This window comes from Legionella sainthelensi (genome assembly GCF_900637685.1).
Lineage (GTDB): Bacteria > Pseudomonadota > Gammaproteobacteria > Legionellales > Legionellaceae > Legionella > Legionella sainthelensi.
Window position 1 is genome coordinate 3,166,167 of record NZ_LR134388.1, and the last position, 24,313, is coordinate 3,190,479.

Sequence of the window (24,313 nt, forward strand, 5' to 3'; positions counted from 1 at the left end):
CAAGCATCCTACTGAGATTTTCCTCTAAGATCGATCTTCCAAACATCGGTTACAATATCCTGTTCGGTAATAAAAAATTGATCAAAAAGATTAATGGTTGGATCGCAATGAGGAACTATTAGCTCAATCACCTCTCCCACAGAGGGTAATTTTGAAGTGTTCATTGCTGAAATTTTGCCATGCTCGTCACCAAATCCTCCCCAATCATAAGTCAATCCCTGATGACTTATTACCTTTGGTTTCAGGTGATCTACATAAATCGATTTGGTTCCTGCATCTACCGTAACATGTTCGGTTCTATTATTACTGATAACGGTAGTAAGAAGACTCATCGCTGGTCTAAATAGATCAAATTGTTTGTCGTTATGCTTGGAGCCAATCTTAGTATATTGGACATCCATTACAGTATAAGAACCTGGTTGAATTTCAGTGACCTCGGTTGCCTCAATATCTATGTCATAAGTTCCTGTTCCAGTACCAGTTAATATGGGGCAATTAAAACCACTTTCTTTGAGATGCTTTACAATTTCACTTGCCATCTGCATTGTATGTAAGGATCGTTCTCTGCGCTCATTAAAAGAAGGGATATGCTGTAAATTACCTGCATAACATTGAACTCCCATCAAATGTAGCCACGGTAATCGTTGGATTTCCCGTGCAAAACTTAAGGCATGTTCTGGTTTTATTCCAGTGCGTCCCACGCCTGGATCAACATCGATGAGCACATGAATCATTTTATTGTGCTTTGCCCCCGCTTCATTTAAAGCAAGAATGTTTTCTTTATTATCCACAACAAGCATGGTAGAAGGGGCATTTTCCAAACAAGCAATCAGCCTAGAAATTTTATTTTTTGTGATAATCGGTGACGTGATAAGTATATTAGGTATTTTTTCCTTAATGAGAACTTCAGCCTCGGAAATTTTTGCAACACTTACACCTATTGCTCCGTACTCAATCTGTAACTTAGCTAATTTTGAGCACTTATGCGTTTTACAATGAGGTCTGATATTTATTTTATTCTCAATCGCATGTTTTTTCATTGCTTCTAAATTAGACTTCAGAATATTTTTATCAATCACTAAACAAGGTGTATCCAGCTCTGTTTTTTTCATTCCTAAAGTTAATTCTGGCATTCTGCTCCCCGCAATATCGTTTTAATGATAAGTTTTAGTGGCATGAAATAGAGTAACGTTGCATCAATGAAATTTAAACATTGCTACTTAACATCACTCGAAAACCTAGATACACCAACAAGCCACCAAATACACGACTTAAAGAAGCTTGAACATGAGTAAACAGCTTCCGAATATGGTGTGATTGTAAGAATAACACCAAAAGAGGCCAATAAAGAGCCGATTCAACCAAAAAGACTCCCGCAACTAAAGCTTTATCACTAAATGCTGCATTAATTGAAACAAACTGCGTAAACAAACTGAGTAGAAAAAAAGCCAGCTTAGGATTCAGGGCGTTACATAGCACGCCTTCTGTATAAGCTCTCAAAAGAGTAATATTTTTCATAGAAGAAATATCTGAATGTACTTTTTTCATTTTCTTAGAACTTAAACCGTTAAATCCAAGATAAATTAAATAACAGGCTCCTGCATACTTTACAGTTGTAAAAATGACACTGCTTTGGGTAATAATTAATGCTAAACCCAAAATGCAGTATGTAGCATGGAAAAGACATCCTGAAACAATACCAAAAGCGGTAGCCAACGCCTGGCGTTTGGGGTATAAGAGCGCATTTTTTGTAACCAATAGAAAATCTGGTCCTGGACTAATCATTCCAATAAAACAAATGAAGATTAAGAGCAATAAACTGACGTTCATACCGTATACCCCAAAACAACAAACTCAACTATTATATCATAAGCTTAATTAATCCTTAATCTTGGTACGGTTATCTCCCTGCTTAAACAGCCACACATTTAAAGCCTGACATTACAATGAAGTGTTCCGGTTGTATTCTCAATTTGTTCATGCATCTCCATTTTAGGTAAAGTTTTAAACATGTCATCATAGATAATCTGTGTCCGAGTTCCTGGATGATTACGTGCATATTGCTTCACCATTTCCCAATTGCATTTTCCTTCAGCAATCATCCATCGCATAGTACTCCAAGGATTTGTAATTCGTTGGTTCTGATAAGCCTCATTATAACGTCGAACAAATTCTGCATAGAGTTTAAGAGGAGGCTCATCTCCTTTTAATGGTACTGCAGCAACAGTTGATAGCGCAGGTGATTCAGAGCTTCCCTCTTGACGACGACTGTATTTGCGTGTAACCAGTCGCTCAATAACAAAAGCAGCCTCGCTAGGTCTGCCAAATAACTGGCGTAACGTGCTACCCCAGGAGTGATCCACATAAATTATTTTATGTAATGCACTTTCTGCCAAATGACACCGATTCACAAAAGGATCAACAAGCTCAGGACGAGAATTCATATAACGATCTATTTCTTTAAGCAAATCAGCGCGTTTATCTGCTAATAACTGACACATAGACTCTTTGCGTGGCGGTTCAGCACCACGACAAAGTAACATAGCGACACCTCGAATTAAGTCCTTATTATTTTTATCGTTTGCTAATAGTTTGCAAAGTGACTCAATCGCATTATCTGCTGTCATTTTATCCGCAGACAAACTATTATTTTCTGCTTCAAGATCGAGTTTGTCCACGGGAAACTCTAATAAAGCTTCGAGTGCTTTTATTTTACCTTGTCGTGCCGCTAATAATACTGGCGTATCCTTCATCGCTCCTAAAGGATTCGACAAATCCGCCCCAGCGTTTGCTAAATTTCTGACTCCAAAAGCGAAATCCAAAGCTATAGCTTGATGTAATGGCTGAAACGAAACACGGGCATCTGTAATTCGCGAAGTTGCATTTACATCAGGATGGCACTGTAATAGTTTTCTCAATAAATGTCGATTTTTTGTTTCTATAGCCAAAGATAATAAAGTGCGTCCCTCTTGATCACGCCGATTCACATCAAAATCAACTGTATCAAAGAGATGAAGGGCTAGCTGTAATTTTCCTAGAGCCAGCGCCTGATGAAGGGGTTCACCAATATTTTTATCCTTTACTCTACTTAGAACAAAATCAATAAACTGTGTTAAGTCAGAAGCAGCCTTTTCATTAATATGCTTCTCTTGATGCTGCTGAATTAAATAATTCAAAACAGTCACTTGCTCACCATGTTCAATCCAAAATGGGTGCGCTAAGTAATTCGCATCTAGGCTAAGCTTTCGCTCAATAAATAGTTTAAATCCTTGCAATCCCGATTTTACAGCTGCATTGATTTCCGTTATAAATTCCATGATTACATCCTCTGTAAGTTACTTCCAGATTTATATTACACATTGAACAATAGAAGATCAAACTCTACACCTTTTATGGCGAGGTTACGTTAACTTTAGTAAAAACCAGGTCCCAAACGCCGTGTCCTAAACGCTCACCTCGATTCTCAAACTTTGTCAGTGGCCGCGATATAGGTCTTGGAGAATACCCACCGTCGGTCTGAAGATTTCTTAAAGCTTGCTCCATAGATAAAACATGGAGCATATGCTCTGCATACTCCTGCCAATCAGTAGCACAGTGAATAAATCCTCCAGGTCTAATTTTTTGTACAAGTAATTGAATAAATGCTGGCTGAATTAATCGTCTTTTATGGTGACGCTTTTTATGCCATGGGTCCGGAAAAAAAATCTGCACACCAGCAAGTGAATTATCGAGTACTTGAGTATGGAATACCTCTACAGCATCATGAGACACAATGCGCACATTTGTTAATTGATGCTCATGCAGATCAGCGGCCAAACTCCCAACTCCGGCACGATGTACTTCTATTCCGATATAGTTAAGTTCTGGATTATTCTTTGCCATAGTCAACAACGAAGCTCCCATTCCAAATCCTATTTCAACAATAGTATCTGCTGATCGCGTAAACTCCTTATATAAATCCCACGGAGTTCCACTTACAGTGAGCTCATAATCCTTTAACCAAAGATCCAAGCCTTGGCATTGTCGATTACTTACTCGTCCAGCTCGTAACACATAACTTTTTATCTTACGTTGCATCTTTACACCCAATTTATCTAAAGTCAGAATTATATGTTCTTACAAAAATCTTGCAACTAATCCATTTTTTTGATATAAAACCGCTCTTGTATTTCACATCCGGCTATTTGCCCAGAATTTTACAAAGACAAGCACATTAAAACCTATTTTGGAGTAACATAATGTCTAGAGTATGTCAGGTAACTGGCAAGCGACCCATGACTGGCCACAAAGTGTCGCACGCTAACAATAAAACTAAAAGACGCTTTCTGCCTAATATTCAAAATCACAGTTTTTGGGTTGAAGAAGAAAAACGATTTGTCACATTAAAACTTAGTACCAAAGGTATGCGTATTATAGACAAGTTAGGTATAAAAGCAGTTCTGGATAAACTCAGAGCTAAAGGCGAAAAAATATAATTAAGGGGATAAACCATGGCAGCTGTCACTATTAAAGTGAAAATGGAGTCCACAGCAGGAACTGGATACTACAAAACGACAACGAAGAATCCAAGAAACCATCCTGAAAAAATGGAACTCATGATGTATGATCCAAAAGTACGTAAGCATGTGCTCTTCAAAGAGAAAAAAGTAAAATAAATATCTAAGGCCCCAATATGGGGCTTTTTTATCACTCAAGTTTTATTCTAAATAACCCCGTGAAATACTGGATAATCCTTACGAATCGTTTAAACTGATAGTAAATAGCAATGAAACAAAGAGGATTTGCATGAAACCATCATTGCAACTGAGTATTAGCCAGCATTTAACCTTAACTCCACAGTTACAACAAGCGATAAGAATTTTGCAATTATCAACTATTGATTTACAACAAGAAATTCAGCTTGTTCTTGAATCAAATCCCTTGCTTGAGGCAACGCCCAACGAAGACAAAGAAGAAATAGAAATCGATAAACCTAGAGAGCAAGAGAATGATCAAAGTGATTTTCAATGGTCTGAATTATATCAAAGCTCGGATAAGCGCACATCATTCGAAGAAAATGATTATAATTTTGACAACTTGCATTACACAACTACTAACTTAAAAGATCATTTAAAATGGCAGCTTACCCTTTCCCCTATGAGCGATATAGATCGAGCTATAGCTACTGCCATTATCGATGCGATTAACAGTGATGGATTCCTAAGTATGGACATTGCTGAGTTACATGCAAGTTTAACCAGTGAAGAACACCCCCTTGATTTAGATGAAATAGAGGCCGTACGTCATCGCATCCAATTATTTGATCCTGTAGGATGTGCTTGTATCAATTTAGCTGAAACATTGCTGATACAGCTGGCCCAACTGCCTAAAGATACCGGACATTTAGCGTTGACCAAAAAGATTATTACTAAAGACATTGAATTACTTGGTCAGCATAATTACAGACAGCTGATGAAGAATCACCAGATTACTGAAAAAACAATCGATTCCGTATTAAAAATTATCCAAAAATTAAATCCTAAACCTGGGAATTTAATTCATGAAGACATTACTGAATATATCATTCCGGATTTAACTGTTAAAAAGATCAATAATCAATGGAAAGTTCAATTAAATCAGAGTGTGCTTCCTCATTTAAGCATTAACAATCAATATGCATCACTTATTCAACGAGCAGACAATAGTGCAGACAATCAATTTCTAAAAAATAACCTGCAAGAAGCACGATGGTTTTTAAAAAGCATTCAAAGCCGACAAGAAACGCTACTAAAAGTAGCTACCTGCATTATGGAGTATCAACAAGGATTTCTAGAATACGGGGAAGAAGCAATGAAGCCATTAATTCTTAATGACATTGCTTTAACTCTAGAAATGCATGAATCCACTGTATCTCGTGTTACCACACAAAAATTCATTCATACGCCACGGGGGGTATTTGAACTTAAATATTTCTTCTCTAGCCATATTAGTACAAATGTTGGCGATGAATGTTCTTCTACAGCGATACGTGCCGTGATTAAAAAATTAATTGCCGCCGAAAATAGAAAAAAACCATTAAGTGACAGTAAAATTACCCAGTTACTAGAAAAACAAGGGATTCAAGTAGCAAGACGAACCGTAGCAAAATATCGTGAAGCAATGGGAATTGCTCCATCGAATGAAAGAAAAATAATTGATAACTAACGAGAGTACAGTAAAATACGTAGCATTTATATCGGCTCCAATTTTAAAGAAACGTCATTCGATATAAAAAATAATATTGTTTTTTATCGGACTCATATTAATTATTAGCATCATGGCCTTTCATGATTCTAAAGCAACTAGGAGATTTTTATGCAAATTAACATCACTGGACATCATATGGATGTTACTCCTGCTATCAGAGCATTTACCGAAGAAAAATTCGATAAGCTAGAGCGTCACTTTGATCAAATCACTTCTATTAATGTGGTTTTTGGTGTAGAAAAATTAAGACAAATTGCTGAAGCAACTGTTTATATCGCTAAAGGTGAACTGCACGCCAGTTCAGAATCTGATGATTTATACACTGCAATTGATACTTTAATTGATAAATTAGATCGGCAACTGATCAAACATAAAGAAAAAAACCGTAGTCATCATGATTAAGGTATGACTTACAAAACGCAGTACTCAAGCAAAAGAACGCTTAGGTAAGAGGTTATAATGAGGACCCTGGGTAAATTTCGTCCCAGGGACTCGTATAACCTCTTAATTGATACTATGTTTTCATCCCTATCAGGCTACACTTATTTTAGACTTCATGATACATTGTATGCGCTATGATAAAAACAACGATTAAAATAATTAATAAATTGGGCTTACATGCTAGAGCTTCGGCAAAATTTGTCTCAACGGCCGCAAGATTTCAAAGCCAAATTGATGTAACCTGTAATTCGCAGACCGTTAATGGGAAAAGCATTATGGGTGTAATGATGCTCGCCGCAAATCAAGGGGCTGAAATCATTATGGAAATCAATGGCCCTGATGAAGTTCAAATGAATGAAGCATTAACTCACTTAATCAATAATTTTTTTGGTGAAGGCGAGTAATAATCCTTATTTAATCGACAAAATCGCTCGTTCTTACCGCATTTATTCAAAGACTTTGGCAAAACCTTTTACACTGATTCATCCTCATGCTTGCTCAACTATTTGCAAGCCATTTATCTGCTTCTTAGGATATCCCCTCCCCAGCGCCATGAGTGAACTCATTATTCCTTGGATTATCTCCACATTTTCATTATTGACTTCAAACTCTTCTGTAAGAATTCAGCTATTAGTTGCTAAAGAGAGCATAAAATTTTTATGATTAAAAGCGTGGATCAATCACAATGCCCCCGTCAAAGTCTATGATTGTTTCCCTGGGGGTTTTATTGGATTCTTCTAGTAACATCCATGGACCATTGAAAAAATGCAACACAAGCAAAGCTTATTAAAAAACTAGAAAAATCATTCGAGTTAAACGCTATTTCTCCAGGTTTCTTCTTTGCTTTCTCACTTTATGTAAAACAATTAAAGTCATAATTACCCCAGAAATCGCATAAATAGTAAATCCAACAAATAAGACGAATGAGGGATCAGCCGCAATAGCTACAAATAAAATGATCATCACTAATACATACAAAAATGGAACTTTTCCCTTAAAATCTACTTCCTTAAAACTATAATAACGAATATTGGAAACCATTAATGTAGAGGCAATTAATGATAAAATTGCGGTTAATACCGCAACGAAAACATTTTGCCACTCATGTTGATAGCATAACCATGCAAAAGAAGCCATTACTGCTGCAGAAGGTGGGCAAGGCAATCCTTGAAAATATTTTTTATCTGCTGTTTCGAGCTGAGTATTAAAACGAGCCAAACGTAAAGCAACCGCTGCTGTATAAACAAATGCAACTAACCACCCAACTTTGCCTAAGTGGCTTAAAATTAAATTATAGACTAAAAGTGAAGGCGCAACGCCAAATGTAACCATATCAGATAAACTATCGTATTCGGCACCAAAGGCTGTCTGCGTATGCGTTAAACGAGCAATTCGTCCATCTAATCCGTCTGCAATCATTCCGATAAATATTGCAATGATTGATGCTTCAAATTGTCCTTTCATCGATGCAACAAGAGAATAAAATGCGGCAAACAAACTTGCTGTTGTAAACAGATTGGGCAACAAATAAATACCAGAATGACTGTCTTTTTCCATTCTTAATAACCTTTAAAAAACCCCTAAATAAAATATCTAGACATAATAGGGATAAAAAATACTTTTGCAAATTATATTTAAAACAAATTTATTTCAACAAAATGAATAAATTTCAATACAGCATTTATTATATGATGTTATACTTAGCACACTGTATTTAAATTGCATAGTATTATGGTTGCTGCAGAAAATAAAACAATAATCATCGAAGGAATAACCGATCAAGGAAAAACATTCAGACCCAGTGATTGGGCTGAACGAATGAGTGGTTCATTAGCGAGCTTCAAAAATAGCCGTATTCGCTATTCCCCTTTATTGCGCCCAAGTGTAAACAGTGAAGGCTATCAATGCGTTTTGCTTGACCCTAAACTTAAAGAATCAAGTCCATTGTTATACCAATCAATCTTAGATTTTGCTAAAGCAAATAATCTCAGAATATGTGGAGAAGACTAGAGGATATGAAGTAACCGTAATCACTTATTCTTAAAGCGTCCAAGTCACGAAGTTATTCACAACATAATTCAAAGCAGCTATCGTATTATCAAAATTCATCGCTAAAATTCCCGCGCAGATAAATGCTAAACCTTTTGGCCCATGCCCCGTCCCCGGATGGCTTGAATGTGCTACTAAAACGGAACCGCGAACAAACCATAATATACCTATAGTTTGAATGAGCAATCCCATTGAACTAAATATATTTGACGGATTGTATGAACTATAAGTTAATATATTCCCAACTCCAAAAGCCGTATTGGCCATCACGTCCAAAGCAGACGGCAAATAAAGCAGGAGTGCTCCAAATATTAGATACATCATTGGACCATACATCTTTTCCTGAGAAGAAGACTGAGCCCTGTAATCAGCTATTTTTCGGAGTTTGGCAATAGCAGTCATAAAAAATAAAATGCCTAGAATATAAGCCCCACCGGTAATAAAATGCTGTACCGGATATAAAGAACGGCTTAAATTGCCTATCATTGTAACAAGATCTGGTGTGTTCATAATATAATTATATGCCGTTAAAACTTATAATGCATAATTTTTGCTTATATTAACTTCATTTCAAGGTTATAATCTCAAATTTTATAATAAAGTTTATACTCATTATGCAAATAAATACATTTCCCATCACTTTAGTAGAATCTTTTATGATCTCACCTAAAGTAAAACACTTTGTTTTCAGTTGTCAGATTTTTCCATATTTTAACTATTCTCCTGGTCAATTTATTACCATTCATTTTGAACATGAAGGTAAAACATTAAAGCGTAGTTATAGTATAGCCAATATCCCTAAACAGGATAATAAAATTGAGCTCGCTGCAGGCTATTTTGAAAATGGCCCAGGTACTCAATTGCTGTATCATTTAAAACCTGGTGATACCATACAAGTCAGTGGTCCTTACGGCCGATTAACGCTGAAAGACGGCCACTTTGAGCGTTTCATCTTGGTAGCCACAAGTACAGGGGTTACTCCATACCGATCAATGCTCCAAGATCTTGAAAATCTTATGAACCAACATCCTGAACTACAAGTAGTTATTCTTGAGGGAGTACAACGGCGCGAAGAGATTCTCTATGCTAATGAATTTCGGGAGTTCGTTCAAAAACATCCTAAAGCTACATTCAGACCTTACTTAAGTCGCCAACCCAAAGAAGAATTAATTGAAAATGAATTCAGTGGCTATGTACAACATGCTTTTCCATCTCTAAATCTTAATCCCGAAAAAGATATTATTTATTTATGTGGAAATCCAGGTATGATTGACGAGGCTTTTAATTCTTTAAAAGATCAAGGTTTTGCCATGCAACAAATTATTCGTGAAAAATATATATCTAGATGATGATCAGGAGCAAATTATGAGTTATGAAGAATTATCCAACACTATGGAACAAATGCTTCAGGCAGGCAAAGGAATTTTAGCTGCCGATGAAAGTAATGCAACTATAGGTAAACGTTTTTCCTCAATAGGAATTGAAAACACTGAAGAAAATCGCAGAGATTATAGATTATTACTTGCCACCACACCTGAGTTAGAAAATTATATCAATGGTGTTATTCTATTTGAAGAAACTTTTAACCAGACGGATGAGCATGGAACTCCAATTGTTAAATTATTTGCTGATAAAGGCATCGTTCCTGGAATTAAGGTAGACAAAGGGTTAGTTGACTTAGCCAATACGGAACAGGAAAAAGTAACCCAAGGCTTAGATGGCTTAGCAGAACGTTTACAACATTTTAAAAAACTAGGGGCAAAATTTGCTAAATGGCGTAATGTTTATTCTATTTCTGAATATACACCAAGTTTAACTGCAGTAAAAACAGGCGCAGAAAATCTGGCACGCTATGCTGCTGCGTGTCAAGAAGCAGGCATAGTTCCCATTGTTGAGCCTGAAGTACTTATGGATGGAAATCACAGTATAGAGCACTGCGCAGAAGTATGCGAAATTGTGCTCCATGAACTATTTCATGCCTTGTTTATCCATCAGGTTGAGCTAGAGCATATTATCTTAAAACCAAGTATGGTAACCTGCGGTAAAGAAAATCAACCCTTTAGTGAACCTGATGAAGTTGCTGATTACACGATTGGTGTATTCCGTAATAATGTTCCCGCTGCAGTACCTACAATTAATTTCTTATCAGGTGGTCAAACACCCCAACAAGCTACAGCGAATTTAAATGCAATCAACAGCATTGATCATCAACCTTGGTTGCTTAGTTTTTCCTTTGGCAGAGCGTTACAAGAGGATTGCTTATCTGCCTGGGGTGGCAAAAATGTCAATATTGCTACAGCACAAGAAGCATTACTCAATCGCGCTCGTCTGAATAGTTTGGCTTGTATGGGTGAATATAATATCGGGATGGAATAACTCGTTACCTCTGCTCTTTTTTTGGGGGTATTCGTTTAAATAATAGCGACTTCATACCCCCTAATACTCGCTACTCTTCGCGAAAGCGGATAGTTCGTTTTTTAAATACTATGCGTTTAGACGAAGCACGACAATAATTGCTGAATTGAGCTAGACTTAGTACGCATCACTAGTTAATTTAATGCATACGATCCTGCTGTTTTAAAAAGGCTTCTAATCGAGCCAGAAAGAAGTTGAGTAGTCGTCCAACACGACTAACATTAGGTTCATTAATGACCACTCACCCTAAAGAACATTTCATTCCTTTTTATATCGAACTCTTGTGATTTTAAACTACTTCAATTCAAAACGAGCATAAAGTGGCAAATGATCGGACAGCATTCGCCATGGTTTACCTTGTAAACAAGCAACCGCTTGCACTTTCATACCTCTAAAATAAACTCGATCAATGCGCAAGGCCGGCCTAATTGCAGGAAAAGAACGTGCATGTTGTCCTTCAATAGAAACAAATGCCTCCTCAATATTTAAGTGCTCTGCCAGAGGCTTGGAAATAATAGTTCGCCAATCATTGAAATCACCAGCCATCAATAAAGGTTCATCTTGGGGAACAACATCCTTAATTCGTTGCATTAAAGTATTACATTGCACAGTACGCTCAGCTTTAAATAAACCTAAGTGCACACATAATAAATGAATCGTTACATTATCCAACTTTAATTGCGCATGTAATATACCTCTTGAGGCTCTACGGATATGGGTAAGATTTATATTCTCAAATCGTTCAAAAGCATACTTGCTTAAAATCGCATTCCCATGATGTCCGGATTGATATACTGCATTTTTCGCATAAACATAATGAGGCCATATGTTTTCAGCTATGTACTCCGATTGTGGGGAAGCAGGCCATGCATTAATCCGTTTTTGTCGTTTTATATGCTCTCCCTGAACTTCTTGCAAAAAAACAAAATCAGGATTTAGACTCGTTATTGCATCACGCATTTTAGGAAGCAAAAAACGAATGGCACCCACCCCAAATCCTTTGTGAATATTATAAGTTATTAATGAGATACTACGTTTATCTTGTTGCATGCGCTACCTATTCAGGTTTTTTACTTAGCATAATTACTAATCAATATAAAATTCCCACACAGCCTTATCTTAACTGTTTTAAAATGAACTCTTCAATTCATATGGAAAAAATCGCTAATCAATGTGCTACAAATCTCTAGGCCATGTAATGAATTATAGCTCTACTGCTCTCAGTAGGGATATAATAACAACTACTTAATAAAATATATAAATATTAAATGATATGGACAAACTAAATCTTAAGATTCCAGGCTTTTCGATAGCTTGCAAAACTTGGGGGCATCCCGAAAAGCCAACTATCTTAGCTCTACACGGCTGGTTAGATAATGCTAACAGTTTTATTCCTATAGCCCCATATCTTGAGAATGACTTTTATCTTATTGCAGTCGATTTGCCTGGACATGGTCATTCATCACATCTACCTCAAGGATGTCATTATCATTTTTTTGATGGAATTTTTATTATTATTGAAATTCTTAATGCCCTAAAAATCGATAGAGTCCATCTATTAGGACATTCTATGGGGGCATGCCTAGCCAGCTTGCTTGGAGGAGTTATTCCCGAACGCTTCCTTTCACTAATACTCATTGAAGGCTTAGGACCATTTTCTCATCCAGGGGAAACAGCATGTCAACAATTAAGAGAATATGCCCATTTTCTCACACAAAAAAATGAAAAAAAATCCAAAGGTTATGAGCACTTAGAGAACGCTGCCCTGGCACGTGCTTTTAAGGGATATGTTTCCCTAGATATCGCAAAAACTCTTTGTGAACGAAGTTTAGTAGAAAAACGAGGCAAATTTTACTGGCGACATGATCAGCGTTTACTGGCACGCTCCCCTTTACGCATGACAGAAATGCAAATTCTTTCTTGTTTAAAAGAGATTACAGCTAAGACTTATTTACTTATAGCAAATCAAGGGTTTTCTTTTGACGCTGAAATTACTCAAAATCGCATCAAGACTGTAAGAAACTTAACTCTTAAAAGAATAGATGGCGGGCACCATATCCACATGGAGCAGCCAGAAGTTGTAAGCCAACTTCTGACCGATTTTATGAATACAAATTAATGACACTTGCTGTAATTGATAGCAACGGCTTGCAATGAGCTTTTCACATCATTTAAAGAAAAGCCTAAATCTTTAGCTGCGCTTAATACACCACAACCACCTTCATCAAAACTTGAATAAGGTGTCCAATAGTCCATATTCGCTTTAACCATAACATCAAAAGCCTTACGGGTATCCCAATTAGGTTGGTTTGCTAATATGTAAAATAAATGGTTGTATACACCGCTCGAATAATGAACGTCTAGACCACTATAATATTCATCTGCGGTATCAATAGACTCACCGTCACGACTTGGTTTATCCATATAACGCAAAGCATCATAGCCACTACTTTCTTTCATTATTTCACCGCCAATTTGCCAGCTACTCTTACCCACTGAGTAATGTTCAGCAGCTTGGGCTGCCATATCAGAAAAAGACTCATTCATTCCACCAGATTGGCCGTAATATTCGAGACCTGAATGCTGCTCTGTAAATCCATGGCTAATTTCATGAGCACCAACGCCGAGAGAAACCAAAGGATACATCATCCTGTCACCACAACCAAAAGTCATTTGCTCTCCATCCCAATAAGCATTTTCATAACCGTCACCATAGTGAACGCGCATGACTAATTGCATTGGAGATCCATTAGAATTAGAAAGAACATTTACCCCATACCAGTCAGTATACATATGTTTGATTACATAACCTGCATATAAGGCATCATTGGATGGAGAAAGTGCTCCATTATCTTCACGATACCCGGTGGGGTAAATATCAGAGTCAGTTGTTGAACAAGCAAACGACATCGCGGCTTTGACTGAGCTGTATTTGTGTTTCATATCAATGACTTTTACAGATTCATTTTCCATGTAGCATGTAGCATTGTTTGCATCACGAGTTAGATCCAAATAAGGAAAGTCCTTACCGAACTCGTAATAACCCATTTTCTTATTTCCTCCGAAACCAGAACCTTTTACAGACACTCTCTCTGTTTTAATATCATTCCACTGTACAAAAGGCTGCTTAGTCCGAGCATCAATAATTGCTGTTGGGCGTTCTGGAGCTTTATCTAGATGATTAACACGAATACTTACCTTGTAAGCCCAGTGTGCTTGATTATCTTTATCGATATATACCATAGGAATGACTTTTTCATCACCTACATTTTGATGAGTATATTTGGCTTTGAATTGTTGTAATGCTTTATCTGCATTTTGCACAAAAGAAGCATCTGGTTGACCTAATTCAGTTTGTAATCCTTGATAAACAACACCATTCATCTCAACTGTGGACTGATTAGTAGCGGCTAATGACTTTGCTGTATTCATGCTATGCATGATTGCATAACCACCATAAACTGGAAATCCTACATATTTTTGTTGCATACGGACATGAGTTACCTTATTTCGATCAGTATGCTCACTCACGAAGCTCAAGCTATCTTTAGTAACAGCAACGCCTTGAGTTGATAAAGCAAATTTTTGCTTTACTTCCGAAAAAGATGCGTTTTGTAAAAGTATAGGGTCTGCAGCTTTCGCAGGAGATACCATTCCTAGGGCCAGAGCAACAGCTAATGGAGATAAATAGTAATTATGATGCATTGAAATCCACTCCTTTTTGCAACTTAATTGAAGATATTGAAGCAACTCATGTTCTGCTGAATTCAATATATCCTTAAAAGCAAGTTATAAAGCTTGAGTGAATTCAACAGGGAGTTACACCTACAAAATACAACTGACAAATCTAAAACCCATCCAAACTAGCATAATTTTAGATTTTTTGAAATTATTATTTCATGCTTGTTGATAATACCAGGCAGCTAGGGCACTTAGGCCTAGAACAAATAATGCAATGGATAACGGCAGTTGCCCCTGCACCTGAGTCATTGCAATCATGCCACTCGTTAATGCAGCGGTAAAATCTTGCATACTCACGTATAATGCAGCAACTGTTCCTGCAATTTGAGGGAAAGGTTGGAATACTCCTGCAAATGCGTTAATGAAAGTAAAACCAGCTCCCATACTAAATAAAGCAATCGGAATCATAATAGTTAACACATGCATTATGCCTAATAATGCAAAGACAAACATGAACAAACCACCACCAATCATTAGCAACACACCAAGAAACAACATGAAAGATACATCCTTGGTCATAATTAACTGACTGTTAATAATACCACTAAGACAAATCGCCCCAGCTATAAAGAGTGACAATTGTCCATACTCCAAGGGAGTTAATCCCAATACATTCTGGAATAAAAACGGCGCGATAGTAATATAGGCAACTAACCCCGAACAAGCAAAACAGGCACAAAGTGTATATCCGAGGAAAACTTTAGATCTTAACAAGCTATAATAATTTTCATATAGAACTTTTATTTTTGTTGCATTGGGATTAAGGTTTTTATTTGTTTCTGGTAACGCCAGTAAAATAAAAATCCAAAATGACAATCCGACGATAAAGATAAATAAAAAATTAGCTCTCCACCCAAAATGTTCCTGTATAAATCCCCCCCAGATTGGTGATGCAACCAGTAATACGGTACTTACTACCCCAACATAAGAACTGATTTTTGATAAATAGCGATCTTTAAAAAGATCACTCATTAAAGAACGGCCTACTGAACTACAAGAACCTATACCAAATCCTTGTAAAAAACGTCCTAAAGTTAAAATCGTAACCGATGGTGCAAAGAAACAACACAAACTACCTAAGATACTTATACCTATTCCATAAATAAGAGGAAGTCTACGACCAATTTTATCAGATAAGGGCCCAAAAAATAGATGGGAACTTCCTAGTCCAAACAAAAATAGAAAGAGGGTGTATTGAATTGATGATTCGGAGCTATGAAAATATTTTGTAATTGCAGGTAATGATGGAACATATTGATCTATGGAGATTTGTACCAATATCATCATCATGAAAATGACAAAATAAATTTCTGGTTGTACTTTAGGTACGTCTAACCGTTGTTTGAACATTTCCTGCATTAAAAATCCTTTGCGTTTTTTCCGTTTTGAAATCTTTGAAAAGCACTGCTTTGTTTCAATCAAGTCTAGGTTAATGCCATAAAGCAAGCAACTTTTCTCTGGGTATTATGATATGAAATATAAAAATAGCAGAGAACATGTAGATATCCTCGGAGATATATAGACAACATTACAGAGATCAGGCAAAATCTGCCAAAATTATTAATACAGACTAAAACATGAAAAAAATTCTGGTGTTACATGGACCAAATTTAAATCTCTTGGGATCACGAGAGCCTTCGATTTATGGGAGTACATCACTAGAATATATCAATACTCGTTTAACTAAAGAATCAACTGAAGCAGGGTTTGCGCTGCAATGTTATCAAAGTAATTCTGAAGCAGATTTAATTCAATCAATTCATCAGGCAAGTACCAATAAAATCGATTATATAATTTTCAATCCCGCAGGATTTACTCATACCAGTATCGTCTTAAGGGATGCATTGAGTGCTGTTGCAATTCCGTTTATTGAAGTACATATCAGTAATATTTATTCCCGCGAAACTTTTCGTCACCACTCTTATTTTTCTGATATAGCTATGGGTATTATCAGTGGTTTAGGTGTACAAGGGTATTCGTTAGCATTAACCTCAATTATTGAAAGAGAAGCAAATAATGGACATTCGTAAAATCAGAAAATTAATTGAATTGCTGGAAGAAACCGGCATTTCAGAAATTGAAATTAAAGAAGGTGAAGAATCACTTAGACTAAGTCGTCACAGCAGTATTCCTGTTGTAGAGCATCCCCAGATTCATTATGCCCCCCCTCCAGTACCACAAACAATATCAATTCCTGCAGGATCTACTTCTAATTCTACTGCAGGAAGTACACCCCAAGAGAGTAAGCCAGCCGCACCCATTGCTTCTGGCCATCAAATTCATTCACCCATGGTAGGGACTATGTATACATCACCCTCACCAGAAAGCCCTCCTTTTGTCACCGTTGGCCAAACAGTCAAGGCTGGTGATGTTTTATGTATCGTTGAAGCAATGAAAATGTTCAATGAAATTGAAGCGGATCGTGCCGGTAAAGTCGTAGACATATTAGTCGGTAATGGAGAACCTGTAGAATACGACCAGGTTCTATTTATTATAGAATGAGGATGCATCCATGCTCAGTAAAATTGTTATTGCCAACAGAGGTGAAATTGCTCTTCGCATCTTGCGTGCATGTAAAGAGCTTGGCATTCAGACCGTAGCCGTACATTCAGACGTAGATAAAGATTTATTACATGTTCGTCTCGCTGATGAAACAGTTTGCATAGGTCCTGCTCCAGCACAAAAAAGCTATCTGAATATTCCAGCTATTATTTCTGCTGCTGAAATTACCGATGCTGTAGCTATTCATCCTGGATATGGTTTCCTTTCAGAAAACGCTGATTTCGCAGACATAGTAGAAAAAAGCGGGTTCCGTTTCATTGGTCCAAGAGGTGAAACAATTCGCCTTATGGGAGATAAAGTCTCTGCGATTAATGCCATGAAAGCCGCAGGAGTTCCTTGTGTTCCTGGATCAGATGGTCCTTTAACTGATGATGATGGTAAAAATTTAGAAATAGGTCGAAAAGTTGGCTATCCTGTTATTATTAAAGCAGCAGGAGGTGGTGGTGGACGTGGTATGCGTGTGGTACATAGTGAGTCTCATCTGCTCAATGCGATCGCACTCACACGTAGCGAAGCTAAAGCCGCATTTAATAATCCTGTCGTTTATATGGAAAAATTTCTCGAAAATCCTCGTCATGTAGAATTTCAAGTTTTAGGAGACGGAAAGGGTAACGCAATTCATCTTGGTGAGCGCGACTGCTCGATGCAAAGACGTCATCAAAAAGTAGTAGAAGAAGCCCCTGCCCCAGGAATTAGTCCTGAGCTTAGAGAAAAAATTGGTGCTTCTGTAGTTAAGGCGTGCCAGGATTTGAAATATCGTGGTGCAGGAACCTTTGAATTCTTATATCAGGATGGCTGTTTTTACTTTATCGAAATGAATACTCGAATCCAGGTTGAGCATCCAGTAACTGAAATGATCACAGGGATTGATTTGATTAAAGAACAAATCAAAATTGCAAGTGATCAACCTTTTACACTGACTCAAGAAGATATTCAATTACGCGGCCATGCAATTGAATGTAGAATTAATGCAGAAGATGCAAAAACATTTATGCCTTCACCAGGAACAATAAAATTATTACATCAACCAGGTGGTCCAGGCATTCGTTTTGATTCCCATATTTACAGCAGTTATAAAGTACCCCCAAATTATGACTCGATGATCGGTAAACTCATTAGTTATGGAAACACCCGTGCTGAGGCAATTGCAAGAATGCGCAATGCTCTAGATGAAATTATCATCGATGGTATAAAAACAAATATCGAATTACATCAACGCATTTTTCATGATCAATCTTTCATTGCTGGTGGCACAAATATTCACTATTTGGAAAAAATGCTTAAGGGCTAATTACTATGTGGTTTCAATTAAAAGTAGAACATTGTCCTAGTCAGGAAATTGAACAACTGAGTGATCAGTTAGAAAATTTTGGCGCATTATCCATTATGCTTACGGATAAAAATGACAATCCTGTTCTTGAGCCAGAACCAGGAACCACTCCTTTATGGCCTGAGGTCATTATTCATGCCCTATTCGCAGAAGCATTTCAAGCTCAATATACTCGCGATCAGTTGACCCAAACTTATCCTTCATTAGCATGTACCTTAGAAATTTTGGAGGACAGAGATTGGGAAAGAGCATGGATGGATGATTTTAAACCACAACGTTATGGGCAACGTTTATGGATCTGTCCTACTTGGTCAACTCCGCCAGAACCAAATGCAGTTAATTTGATGCTCGATCCAGGTTTAGCTTTTGGTACAGGAACTCATCCTACCACGGCCTTGTGTTTAACCTGGCTTGAGCAAGCAAACTTGAGCAATAAGTCGATTATTGATTATGGCTGTGGCTCAGGAATTCTTTCTTTGGCTGCATTAAAATTAGGCGCAAAAGAAGTACATGCTGTTGATATTGATCCACAAGCGTTGCAAGCCACCAATAATAATGCCTTAACGAATCAATTAGAAGAGCACCGATTATTAGTGAGTTTCCCTGATGCATTACAGCATCCAGTAGATTTGATCATGGCCAATATTTTGTTAGCACCACTTCTCAACTTGAAAGAGCGCTTTCATCATCTTTTAAAGAACGAAGGAATGCTTATTGTATCAGGAATACTCGAAGAACAAGTATTTGAAATCATAAAGACCTATGATTCCATGTTTACTCTTTTACATCAAGAAAAGCTTAATGGATGGTCATTATTAGCTTTTGTACGAAAGTAATATGATTTTTAACGCAGTACTAGGATAAGTTTCCCTTTTGCTATCCCATTTTATCCGGAAGAATCGAAATGGAAACATACCCTACAAGTAAAAAGGTAACTACCAATGATCGCAGAACAAAAATTTTCTACTTTTAAACCTAAAAGAGCTTTGCTTAGCGTTTCTGATAAGAGAGGAATAGTTGAACTTGGCAAAGTCCTTCACCAACATGGAGTAGAACTTATTGCAACAGGTAATACTTCTGCCTTACTTAAAGAACACCAATTGCCGGTAACTGATGTCAGTGAATGCACAGGCTTTCCAGAAATGCTTGACGGTCGAGTTAAAACCTTACACCCTGCAATACATGCAGGATTACTTGCTCGCAAAAATAAAGATGAGAAAATATTACAAGAACATTCCATTAAATCTATTGATTTACTCATAATTAATTTATATCCATTTGAACAAACTATTAGCCGTCCTGATTGTAATTTCAATGCGGCGATTGAAAATATTGATATTGGGGGCCCAGCCATGATTCGCTCTGCAGCAAAAAATCATGCACACACTTTTGTCTTAGTAAAACCAGAAGACTATACAGAACTTATTGGTTACATAAATTCTAAGAAAGTGCCTTTGGATTGGGGATTTACCTTAGCTAAAAAAGCTTTTGCACATACAGCAGCTTATGATGCAGCAATCGCTAATTATCTAACTACTTTAGATGAACGATATACTCCCTCTGGGTTTCCAGAAGTGCTTACCTGCCAATTCAATAAAATTACTGATCTACGTTATGGAGAAAATCCACATCAACAAGCCGTTTTTTATGGGGATAAAAATGCCGCATCTGGTTCTCTAGGGGGCGCGCAACTTATTCAAGGCAAGCAACTATCCTACAATAATATTTTGGATGCCGATGCTGCTTTGGATTGCGTTAAATCATTTGCTCACGATAAACCAGTTTGTGCCATTATAAAACATGCCAATCCTTGTGGCGTTGCATTAGGTGACAAGCTCATTAATGCATATCTTAAAGCGTATCAATGTGATCCGGCATCCGCTTATGGTGGCATTATTGCGTTTAATCAAACAATAGATGGTGACACAGCAAAAGCAATCCTTGAAAAACAATTTGTAGAGGTAGTTATTGCTCCAGAGATAAGTGATGAAGCCAAAAAAACTTTCGCCAACAAAGAGAATATTCGTGTTTTAATAACAGGAAGATGGCAACCGGATAATGCTTTTAGTTTAAATATGAAAAAAGTAGATGGTGGTTTACTGGTACAAGAACATGACTCTTTGGCTTTAGGAAGTTATGAATTAAAAACTGTAACGCCAAAAATGCCCTCCGAACAACAAATGAATGACCTAATGTTTGCATGGCTTACTGCCAAACATGTGAAATCCAATGCGATTGTTTATGCCAAAGACACTGCAACTATTGGCTTAGGAGGAGGCCAAACGAGTCGAATAATGAGTGCCCGTATTGGTCTTTGGCAAGCAACCCAAATGGGATTTGATACTCATGGCGCAGTAATGGCCTCCGATGCATTTATACCTTTTCCTGATACAGTTGAAATCGCTGCAAAGGCAGGTATCTCTGCCATTATTCAACCAGGCGGCTCAATCAGAGATGCTCAGGTGATTGCTTGTGCTGAAGAACATGGGGTCATTATGGTCTTTACTGGAGTTCGTCATTTTAAACATTGATGCATCAAACAAAACTGCTATGAACTAACTCCATGGAGTGTTACAACATCTAACGTCATCCACAAAATTTTAAATAAGGCGCAAGTCTAGTGAGGTGCAAGAGTTTGCTCAAGTGCATGACAGAGCCGAACGAACTTGCAACGAGGTATAGAGCTTCGTGGGCCGCGCTATGTTACCTGTGATTCAAAAAGACGGACAAGCTTCTTGGGACAGGCGCAGAATCAAAATTCGTGTATAGGGAGTTATAATGGATAAGACCCTCGTAATTACCGGCATCAGTCGAGGAATAGGGTTAGAAACAGCTCGAATTTTTTTAGCCCATGGTTGGCATGTTATTGGAACCTCAACTCATGGCACAACCCCTTTAAAAAATAAAAACCTAAAAAGTTACAGCCTCGATTTAAAAAGCTCACAACAAATTAACCATTTCGCAGAAAAAGCACCAAAAATTGATGTATTAATTAATAATGCCGCTGTACTTCTCGACGATTGGAACCAAGAAAAAATCAATATGGATCAATTAAAAGAAACTTTTGCCGTGAATGTATTTGGAACAATTGAATTAACCGAAAAATGCATCCCCAAGCTAAATACGGATGCGCAAATCATTAATATATCCTCTGGTTGGGGAACATTTAGTTCAAATGATTCTGCCTATCAACCACACTACAAAATGTCAAAATCATGTTTAAATATGTATACGGTACTTTTGACGAAAAGATTGCCCAAAAACATTATCTCTAGTTTTGATCCGGGATGGGTCAGAACGGATATGGGAAAAGACAATGCACCAAAATCCCCATCAGAAGCAGCACAAGAAATTTATAATCTAGTCCATAAGAAAAAGGAAAGCGGTTATTTCTGGCATGCGGGAACAATTAGAGATTGGTAATTTATAATTCATAAAAAGAGTACCAATAGCTTCAACATTAAAAATTTATTTCCATTTTTAGGGAAAATTTTTTAGACTCAAATATTATACTCTTGATCAATAAGAATAAACAAACCAAAATAGACACCAAACATTTGTCCTCAGGAGTTAGGATGATCCACGACACGGAACTTAGTGAATTACTTAAAGCAATAGCTGAAAAAAGTTTGCAAATCATTTCAGACATACAAAAAACTCCCTTACAGCTCTCCATTATCATCAATCAATACATTGAATTAACAGAACACTTTCAAAATGTGATGACTATTCTTTTAAAAAATCCAGAAAAAATCTGGAAAATGCAGCTTGAGTACTGGCAAGATGCGTTCAATTTAGCGCAAATCCAATTAGAACATTGGTTAGAAGGAAAACCGATGCCTATTGATGATCCTCGCTTTAGAGAAGAAGACTGGTTAAACAATCCTTTTTTTAACATGATGATCCAGCATTATCTTTTAGCCAGTCAGCACATGAATAATTTATTTGAAACAGTGGAGTACCCAGATAAAAATACCGCAAAACGTCTGCAATTTTTTACCAGGCAATATTTAGATGCGTTGTCTCCCGCAAATTTTCTTCACACCAATCCACAAATTATGGATGAAACCTTAAAAAGCCGTGGTAAAAATTTATTGCGGGGATTACATAACTTACTATCAGATCTGGAGGTTGGTTCCTCACGACTAATGATTAAAATGACTGATATGGAGGCCTTTAAACTTGGTGAAAATCTCGCGATAACACCAGGAAAAGTTATTTTTCGCAACAACATGATGGAGCTGATTCAATACACACCGCAATCCACTAAAGTCAAATCAATACCTCTTCTCATCATTCCTCCTTGGATTAACAAATATTACATCCTGGATTTAAGCCCTCATAATTCTCTAGTGCGTTGGTTAGTAAAACAAGGGATTACTGTATTCATGATTTCTTGGGTTAATCCTGATGCAAACTTCTCGCATAAAAGCTTATATGATTATTTAAACGAAGGCCCAAATACCGCAATTAAGATCATCCAAAAACAGCTGCATGTTAATCAAGTCAATACTATGGGATTTTGCATTGGGGGAACGCTTCTTTCCATGCTTCTGGCTTACCATAAAGCATGCCAAGATAATTCGATTCACAGCGCAACTTTTTTAGCGTCGATGATTGATTTCAGTGATCCTGGTGACATTTCAGTATTTATCGATGAACAACAAATTATAAAACTGGAAGACGAAATGAAATCTAAGGGCTATCTTGCTGGAAAATTTATGGCATCGAGCTTTAATTCACTTCGCGCCAATGATTTAATTTGGTCATTTTTTATTAAGAATTATTTGCGTGGCAAAAATCCAGTTCCCTTCGATATATTATATTGGAATTCAGATTCTACGAATATGCCAGCAACGATGCACTCACAATACTTGAGATGGATGTACTTGCATAATTATTTGTCAAAACCAGGTAAAATTCATCTTAATCATACACCAATTGATGTTACTCGCATTGATATACCCACTTTTTTCCTCTCAACCGAAAAAGATCATATAGCCCCATGGAAAACGACCTATATAGGTTTTCAACTCATGAAAGGTCCTAAACGTTTTGTTTTAGGAGGGTCAGGACATATAGCAGGAATTATTAATGCACCTGAAGCAAAAAAATACGGCTATAAGGTGAATAATCATTCACCTGCCAGTGCCGATCAATGGTTGCAGCAAGCAACAGAATACCCAGGCTCTTGGTGGCCTGAATGGTTAAAATGGTTAAAATCACATTCAGGAAAATTCATAGCCGCCCCTGATTTTGAACAATTACCAGTAACACCATTAATGGATGCACCAGGAAATTATGTTTTGGAAAAATAAGATAGGGCAAACTCAAAACTGTACAGCTCTGACTGGCAGAATGTAGATATTATTTGCTAATGCATGAGGTTTGAAAAAGAAATTAATCTTGTAAACACAGCACCATAAAACGGGAGACTTATTAAAGTTCAGTTACAAGATGGAATTGTTCCAGCAGGGTTTGTTGCTTTTTAGGCCTTCAATTGCCAAGGAGGCCCCTCTCTTGGGATAATTGAAGATTCGAAAGCTGAAA

The 24,313-nt window shown here is 37.1% G+C and carries 25 protein-coding genes; 16 read left to right on the forward strand and 9 right to left on the reverse strand.

The window, feature by feature from the left end:
* Positions 1-8 precede the first annotated feature (8 nt).
* The 4 genes from EL220_RS13920 to trmB form a co-directional block, all read right to left on the reverse strand.
* Positions 9-1,133, reverse strand: coding sequence for a DSD1 family PLP-dependent enzyme (locus EL220_RS13920; protein ID WP_027269665.1), 1,125 nt, complete (start codon positions 1,131-1,133; stop codon positions 9-11).
* A gap of 73 nt (positions 1,134-1,206) precedes the next feature.
* Entirely contained in the window at positions 1,207-1,830 is a 624-nt protein-coding gene (locus EL220_RS13925) for a LysE family translocator (RefSeq protein ID WP_027269664.1), read from the reverse strand.
* Between the two features lie 98 nt (positions 1,831-1,928).
* Complete coding sequence (gene ankC / locus EL220_RS13930) at positions 1,929-3,317, reverse strand: Dot/Icm T4SS effector AnkC/LegA12 (protein ID WP_027269663.1); 1,389 nt, start codon at positions 3,315-3,317, stop codon at positions 1,929-1,931.
* 73 nt (positions 3,318-3,390) lie between these two features.
* Positions 3,391-4,077 (reverse strand): tRNA (guanosine(46)-N7)-methyltransferase TrmB, encoded by a 687-nt coding sequence (gene trmB / locus EL220_RS13935; RefSeq protein ID WP_027269662.1) that lies wholly within the window; start codon positions 4,075-4,077, stop codon positions 3,391-3,393.
* Between the two features lie 161 nt (positions 4,078-4,238).
* Here trmB and rpmB point away from each other — a divergent pair, with 161 nt between their 5' ends.
* The 5 genes from rpmB (at position 4,239) to EL220_RS13960 (ending at position 7,070) form a co-directional block, all read left to right on the forward strand.
* Positions 4,239-4,475, forward strand: coding sequence for a 50S ribosomal protein L28 (gene rpmB, locus EL220_RS13940; protein ID WP_003635329.1), 237 nt, complete (start codon positions 4,239-4,241; stop codon positions 4,473-4,475).
* A 15-nt stretch (positions 4,476-4,490) separates the two neighbouring features.
* Entirely contained in the window at positions 4,491-4,655 is a 165-nt protein-coding gene (gene rpmG / locus EL220_RS13945; RefSeq protein ID WP_003635328.1) for a 50S ribosomal protein L33, read from the forward strand.
* Between the two features lie 130 nt (positions 4,656-4,785).
* A complete protein-coding gene (locus EL220_RS13950; protein ID WP_027269661.1) occupies positions 4,786-6,183 on the forward strand; it encodes an RNA polymerase factor sigma-54 in 1,398 nt (465 codons plus the stop codon).
* A 150-nt stretch (positions 6,184-6,333) separates the two neighbouring features.
* On the forward strand, positions 6,334-6,627 hold the full coding sequence (gene hpf, locus EL220_RS13955; RefSeq protein WP_027269660.1) for a ribosome hibernation-promoting factor, HPF/YfiA family: 294 nt from the start codon (positions 6,334-6,336) through the stop codon (positions 6,625-6,627).
* 173 nt (positions 6,628-6,800) lie between these two features.
* Positions 6,801-7,070: an HPr family phosphocarrier protein gene (locus tag EL220_RS13960; protein ID WP_027269659.1), complete on the forward strand. Its 270-nt coding sequence runs from the start codon at positions 6,801-6,803 to the stop codon at positions 7,068-7,070.
* Between the two features lie 415 nt (positions 7,071-7,485).
* On the opposite strand, the gene pssA is transcribed toward EL220_RS13960, so the two are convergent.
* Complete coding sequence (pssA, locus tag EL220_RS13965; protein ID WP_027269658.1) at positions 7,486-8,223, reverse strand: CDP-diacylglycerol--serine O-phosphatidyltransferase; 738 nt, start codon at positions 8,221-8,223, stop codon at positions 7,486-7,488.
* Between the two features lie 174 nt (positions 8,224-8,397).
* Here pssA and EL220_RS13970 point away from each other — a divergent pair, with 174 nt between their 5' ends.
* On the forward strand, positions 8,398-8,676 hold the full coding sequence (locus EL220_RS13970) for a DUF3579 domain-containing protein (protein WP_003635287.1): 279 nt from the start codon (positions 8,398-8,400) through the stop codon (positions 8,674-8,676).
* Between the two features lie 30 nt (positions 8,677-8,706).
* Here the strand turns inward: EL220_RS13970 and EL220_RS13975 are convergent, their stop codons facing one another.
* Positions 8,707-9,225, reverse strand: coding sequence for a hypothetical protein (locus EL220_RS13975; protein ID WP_027269657.1), 519 nt, complete (start codon positions 9,223-9,225; stop codon positions 8,707-8,709).
* A gap of 104 nt (positions 9,226-9,329) precedes the next feature.
* Between EL220_RS13975 and EL220_RS13980 the strand changes: the two genes are divergently transcribed.
* Entirely contained in the window at positions 9,330-10,064 is a 735-nt protein-coding gene (locus EL220_RS13980; protein ID WP_027269656.1) for a ferredoxin--NADP reductase, read from the forward strand.
* Between the two features lie 16 nt (positions 10,065-10,080).
* The gene (locus EL220_RS13985; protein WP_027269655.1) at positions 10,081-11,091 is read left to right on the forward strand and encodes a class I fructose-bisphosphate aldolase; all 1,011 of its coding nucleotides are present in this window, start codon (positions 10,081-10,083) and stop codon (positions 11,089-11,091) included.
* Between the two features lie 333 nt (positions 11,092-11,424).
* Here EL220_RS13985 and EL220_RS13990 read toward each other — a convergent pair whose 3' ends face one another.
* Positions 11,425-12,180: an endonuclease/exonuclease/phosphatase family protein gene (locus EL220_RS13990; protein ID WP_027269654.1), complete on the reverse strand. Its 756-nt coding sequence runs from the start codon at positions 12,178-12,180 to the stop codon at positions 11,425-11,427.
* 223 nt (positions 12,181-12,403) lie between these two features.
* On the opposite strand from EL220_RS13990, the gene EL220_RS13995 reads away from it, so the two are divergent.
* Complete coding sequence (locus EL220_RS13995) at positions 12,404-13,249, forward strand: alpha/beta fold hydrolase (RefSeq protein ID WP_027269653.1); 846 nt, start codon at positions 12,404-12,406, stop codon at positions 13,247-13,249.
* Here EL220_RS13995 and proA read toward each other — a convergent pair.
* Both proA and EL220_RS14005 read right to left on the reverse strand, forming a co-directional pair.
* On the reverse strand, positions 13,246-14,835 hold the full coding sequence (proA, locus tag EL220_RS14000) for a zinc metalloprotease ProA (RefSeq protein ID WP_027269652.1): 1,590 nt from the start codon (positions 14,833-14,835) through the stop codon (positions 13,246-13,248). The two genes, EL220_RS13995 and proA, sit on opposite strands and share 4 nt — an antisense overlap.
* A gap of 192 nt (positions 14,836-15,027) precedes the next feature.
* Positions 15,028-16,230, reverse strand: a complete 1,203-nt coding sequence (locus tag EL220_RS14005; RefSeq protein ID WP_027269651.1) for a multidrug effflux MFS transporter — start codon at positions 16,228-16,230, stop codon at positions 15,028-15,030.
* A 218-nt stretch (positions 16,231-16,448) separates the two neighbouring features.
* Between EL220_RS14005 and aroQ the strand changes: the two genes are divergently transcribed.
* From aroQ to EL220_RS14040, 7 genes are all read left to right on the forward strand, one after another.
* Entirely contained in the window at positions 16,449-16,901 is a 453-nt protein-coding gene (aroQ, locus tag EL220_RS14010; protein ID WP_027269650.1) for a type II 3-dehydroquinate dehydratase, read from the forward strand.
* Positions 16,888-17,373 (forward strand): acetyl-CoA carboxylase biotin carboxyl carrier protein, encoded by a 486-nt coding sequence (gene accB, locus EL220_RS14015; RefSeq protein WP_027269649.1) that lies wholly within the window; start codon positions 16,888-16,890, stop codon positions 17,371-17,373. The genes aroQ and accB overlap by 14 nt, the downstream gene beginning before the upstream one ends.
* A 10-nt stretch (positions 17,374-17,383) precedes the next feature.
* Positions 17,384-18,724 (forward strand): acetyl-CoA carboxylase biotin carboxylase subunit, encoded by a 1,341-nt coding sequence (gene accC / locus EL220_RS14020; protein WP_027269648.1) that lies wholly within the window; start codon positions 17,384-17,386, stop codon positions 18,722-18,724.
* A gap of 5 nt (positions 18,725-18,729) precedes the next feature.
* Positions 18,730-19,599: a 50S ribosomal protein L11 methyltransferase gene (gene prmA / locus EL220_RS14025; RefSeq protein WP_027269647.1), complete on the forward strand. Its 870-nt coding sequence runs from the start codon at positions 18,730-18,732 to the stop codon at positions 19,597-19,599.
* 105 nt (positions 19,600-19,704) lie between these two features.
* A complete protein-coding gene (purH, locus tag EL220_RS14030; RefSeq protein ID WP_027269646.1) occupies positions 19,705-21,294 on the forward strand; it encodes a bifunctional phosphoribosylaminoimidazolecarboxamide formyltransferase/IMP cyclohydrolase in 1,590 nt (529 codons plus the stop codon).
* Between the two features lie 247 nt (positions 21,295-21,541).
* Positions 21,542-22,186: an SDR family NAD(P)-dependent oxidoreductase gene (locus tag EL220_RS14035; protein WP_027269645.1), complete on the forward strand. Its 645-nt coding sequence runs from the start codon at positions 21,542-21,544 to the stop codon at positions 22,184-22,186.
* A 152-nt stretch (positions 22,187-22,338) separates the two neighbouring features.
* Positions 22,339-24,081: a PHA/PHB synthase family protein gene (locus tag EL220_RS14040; protein ID WP_027269644.1), complete on the forward strand. Its 1,743-nt coding sequence runs from the start codon at positions 22,339-22,341 to the stop codon at positions 24,079-24,081.
* Positions 24,082-24,313: the final 232 nt, after the last annotated feature.

What these genes read in the sequence shown, in the direction of transcription:
- EL220_RS14040 (WP_027269644.1), top strand. Translation starts at nt 22,339, where the DNA reads ATGATCCACGACACGGAACTTAGTGAATTACTTAAAGCAATAGCTGAA.
- proA (WP_027269652.1), bottom strand. Translation starts at nt 14,835, where the DNA reads ATGCATCATAATTACTATTTATCTCCATTAGCTGTTGCTCTGGCCCTA.
- EL220_RS14005 (WP_027269651.1), bottom strand. Translation starts at nt 16,230, where the DNA reads ATGCAGGAAATGTTCAAACAACGGTTAGACGTACCTAAAGTACAACCA.
- EL220_RS13920 (WP_027269665.1), bottom strand. Translation starts at nt 1,133, where the DNA reads ATGCCAGAATTAACTTTAGGAATGAAAAAAACAGAGCTGGATACACCT.
- EL220_RS13985 (WP_027269655.1), top strand. Translation starts at nt 10,081, where the DNA reads ATGAGTTATGAAGAATTATCCAACACTATGGAACAAATGCTTCAGGCA.
- EL220_RS13950 (WP_027269661.1), top strand. Translation starts at nt 4,786, where the DNA reads ATGAAACCATCATTGCAACTGAGTATTAGCCAGCATTTAACCTTAACT.
- rpmG (WP_003635328.1), top strand. Translation starts at nt 4,491, where the DNA reads ATGGCAGCTGTCACTATTAAAGTGAAAATGGAGTCCACAGCAGGAACT.
- EL220_RS13990 (WP_027269654.1), bottom strand. Translation starts at nt 12,180, where the DNA reads ATGCAACAAGATAAACGTAGTATCTCATTAATAACTTATAATATTCAC.
- pssA (WP_027269658.1), bottom strand. Translation starts at nt 8,223, where the DNA reads ATGGAAAAAGACAGTCATTCTGGTATTTATTTGTTGCCCAATCTGTTT.
- EL220_RS13970 (WP_003635287.1), top strand. Translation starts at nt 8,398, where the DNA reads ATGGTTGCTGCAGAAAATAAAACAATAATCATCGAAGGAATAACCGAT.
- accC (WP_027269648.1), top strand. Translation starts at nt 17,384, where the DNA reads ATGCTCAGTAAAATTGTTATTGCCAACAGAGGTGAAATTGCTCTTCGC.
- ankC (WP_027269663.1), bottom strand. Translation starts at nt 3,317, where the DNA reads ATGGAATTTATAACGGAAATCAATGCAGCTGTAAAATCGGGATTGCAA.
- prmA (WP_027269647.1), top strand. Translation starts at nt 18,730, where the DNA reads ATGTGGTTTCAATTAAAAGTAGAACATTGTCCTAGTCAGGAAATTGAA.
- purH (WP_027269646.1), top strand. Translation starts at nt 19,705, where the DNA reads ATGATCGCAGAACAAAAATTTTCTACTTTTAAACCTAAAAGAGCTTTG.
- trmB (WP_027269662.1), bottom strand. Translation starts at nt 4,077, where the DNA reads ATGCAACGTAAGATAAAAAGTTATGTGTTACGAGCTGGACGAGTAAGT.
- EL220_RS13960 (WP_027269659.1), top strand. Translation starts at nt 6,801, where the DNA reads ATGATAAAAACAACGATTAAAATAATTAATAAATTGGGCTTACATGCT.
- EL220_RS14035 (WP_027269645.1), top strand. Translation starts at nt 21,542, where the DNA reads ATGGATAAGACCCTCGTAATTACCGGCATCAGTCGAGGAATAGGGTTA.
- rpmB (WP_003635329.1), top strand. Translation starts at nt 4,239, where the DNA reads ATGTCTAGAGTATGTCAGGTAACTGGCAAGCGACCCATGACTGGCCAC.
- accB (WP_027269649.1), top strand. Translation starts at nt 16,888, where the DNA reads ATGGACATTCGTAAAATCAGAAAATTAATTGAATTGCTGGAAGAAACC.
- hpf (WP_027269660.1), top strand. Translation starts at nt 6,334, where the DNA reads ATGCAAATTAACATCACTGGACATCATATGGATGTTACTCCTGCTATC.
- EL220_RS13975 (WP_027269657.1), bottom strand. Translation starts at nt 9,225, where the DNA reads ATGAACACACCAGATCTTGTTACAATGATAGGCAATTTAAGCCGTTCT.
- EL220_RS13995 (WP_027269653.1), top strand. Translation starts at nt 12,404, where the DNA reads ATGGACAAACTAAATCTTAAGATTCCAGGCTTTTCGATAGCTTGCAAA.
- aroQ (WP_027269650.1), top strand. Translation starts at nt 16,449, where the DNA reads ATGAAAAAAATTCTGGTGTTACATGGACCAAATTTAAATCTCTTGGGA.
- EL220_RS13980 (WP_027269656.1), top strand. Translation starts at nt 9,330, where the DNA reads ATGCAAATAAATACATTTCCCATCACTTTAGTAGAATCTTTTATGATC.
- EL220_RS13925 (WP_027269664.1), bottom strand. Translation starts at nt 1,830, where the DNA reads ATGAACGTCAGTTTATTGCTCTTAATCTTCATTTGTTTTATTGGAATG.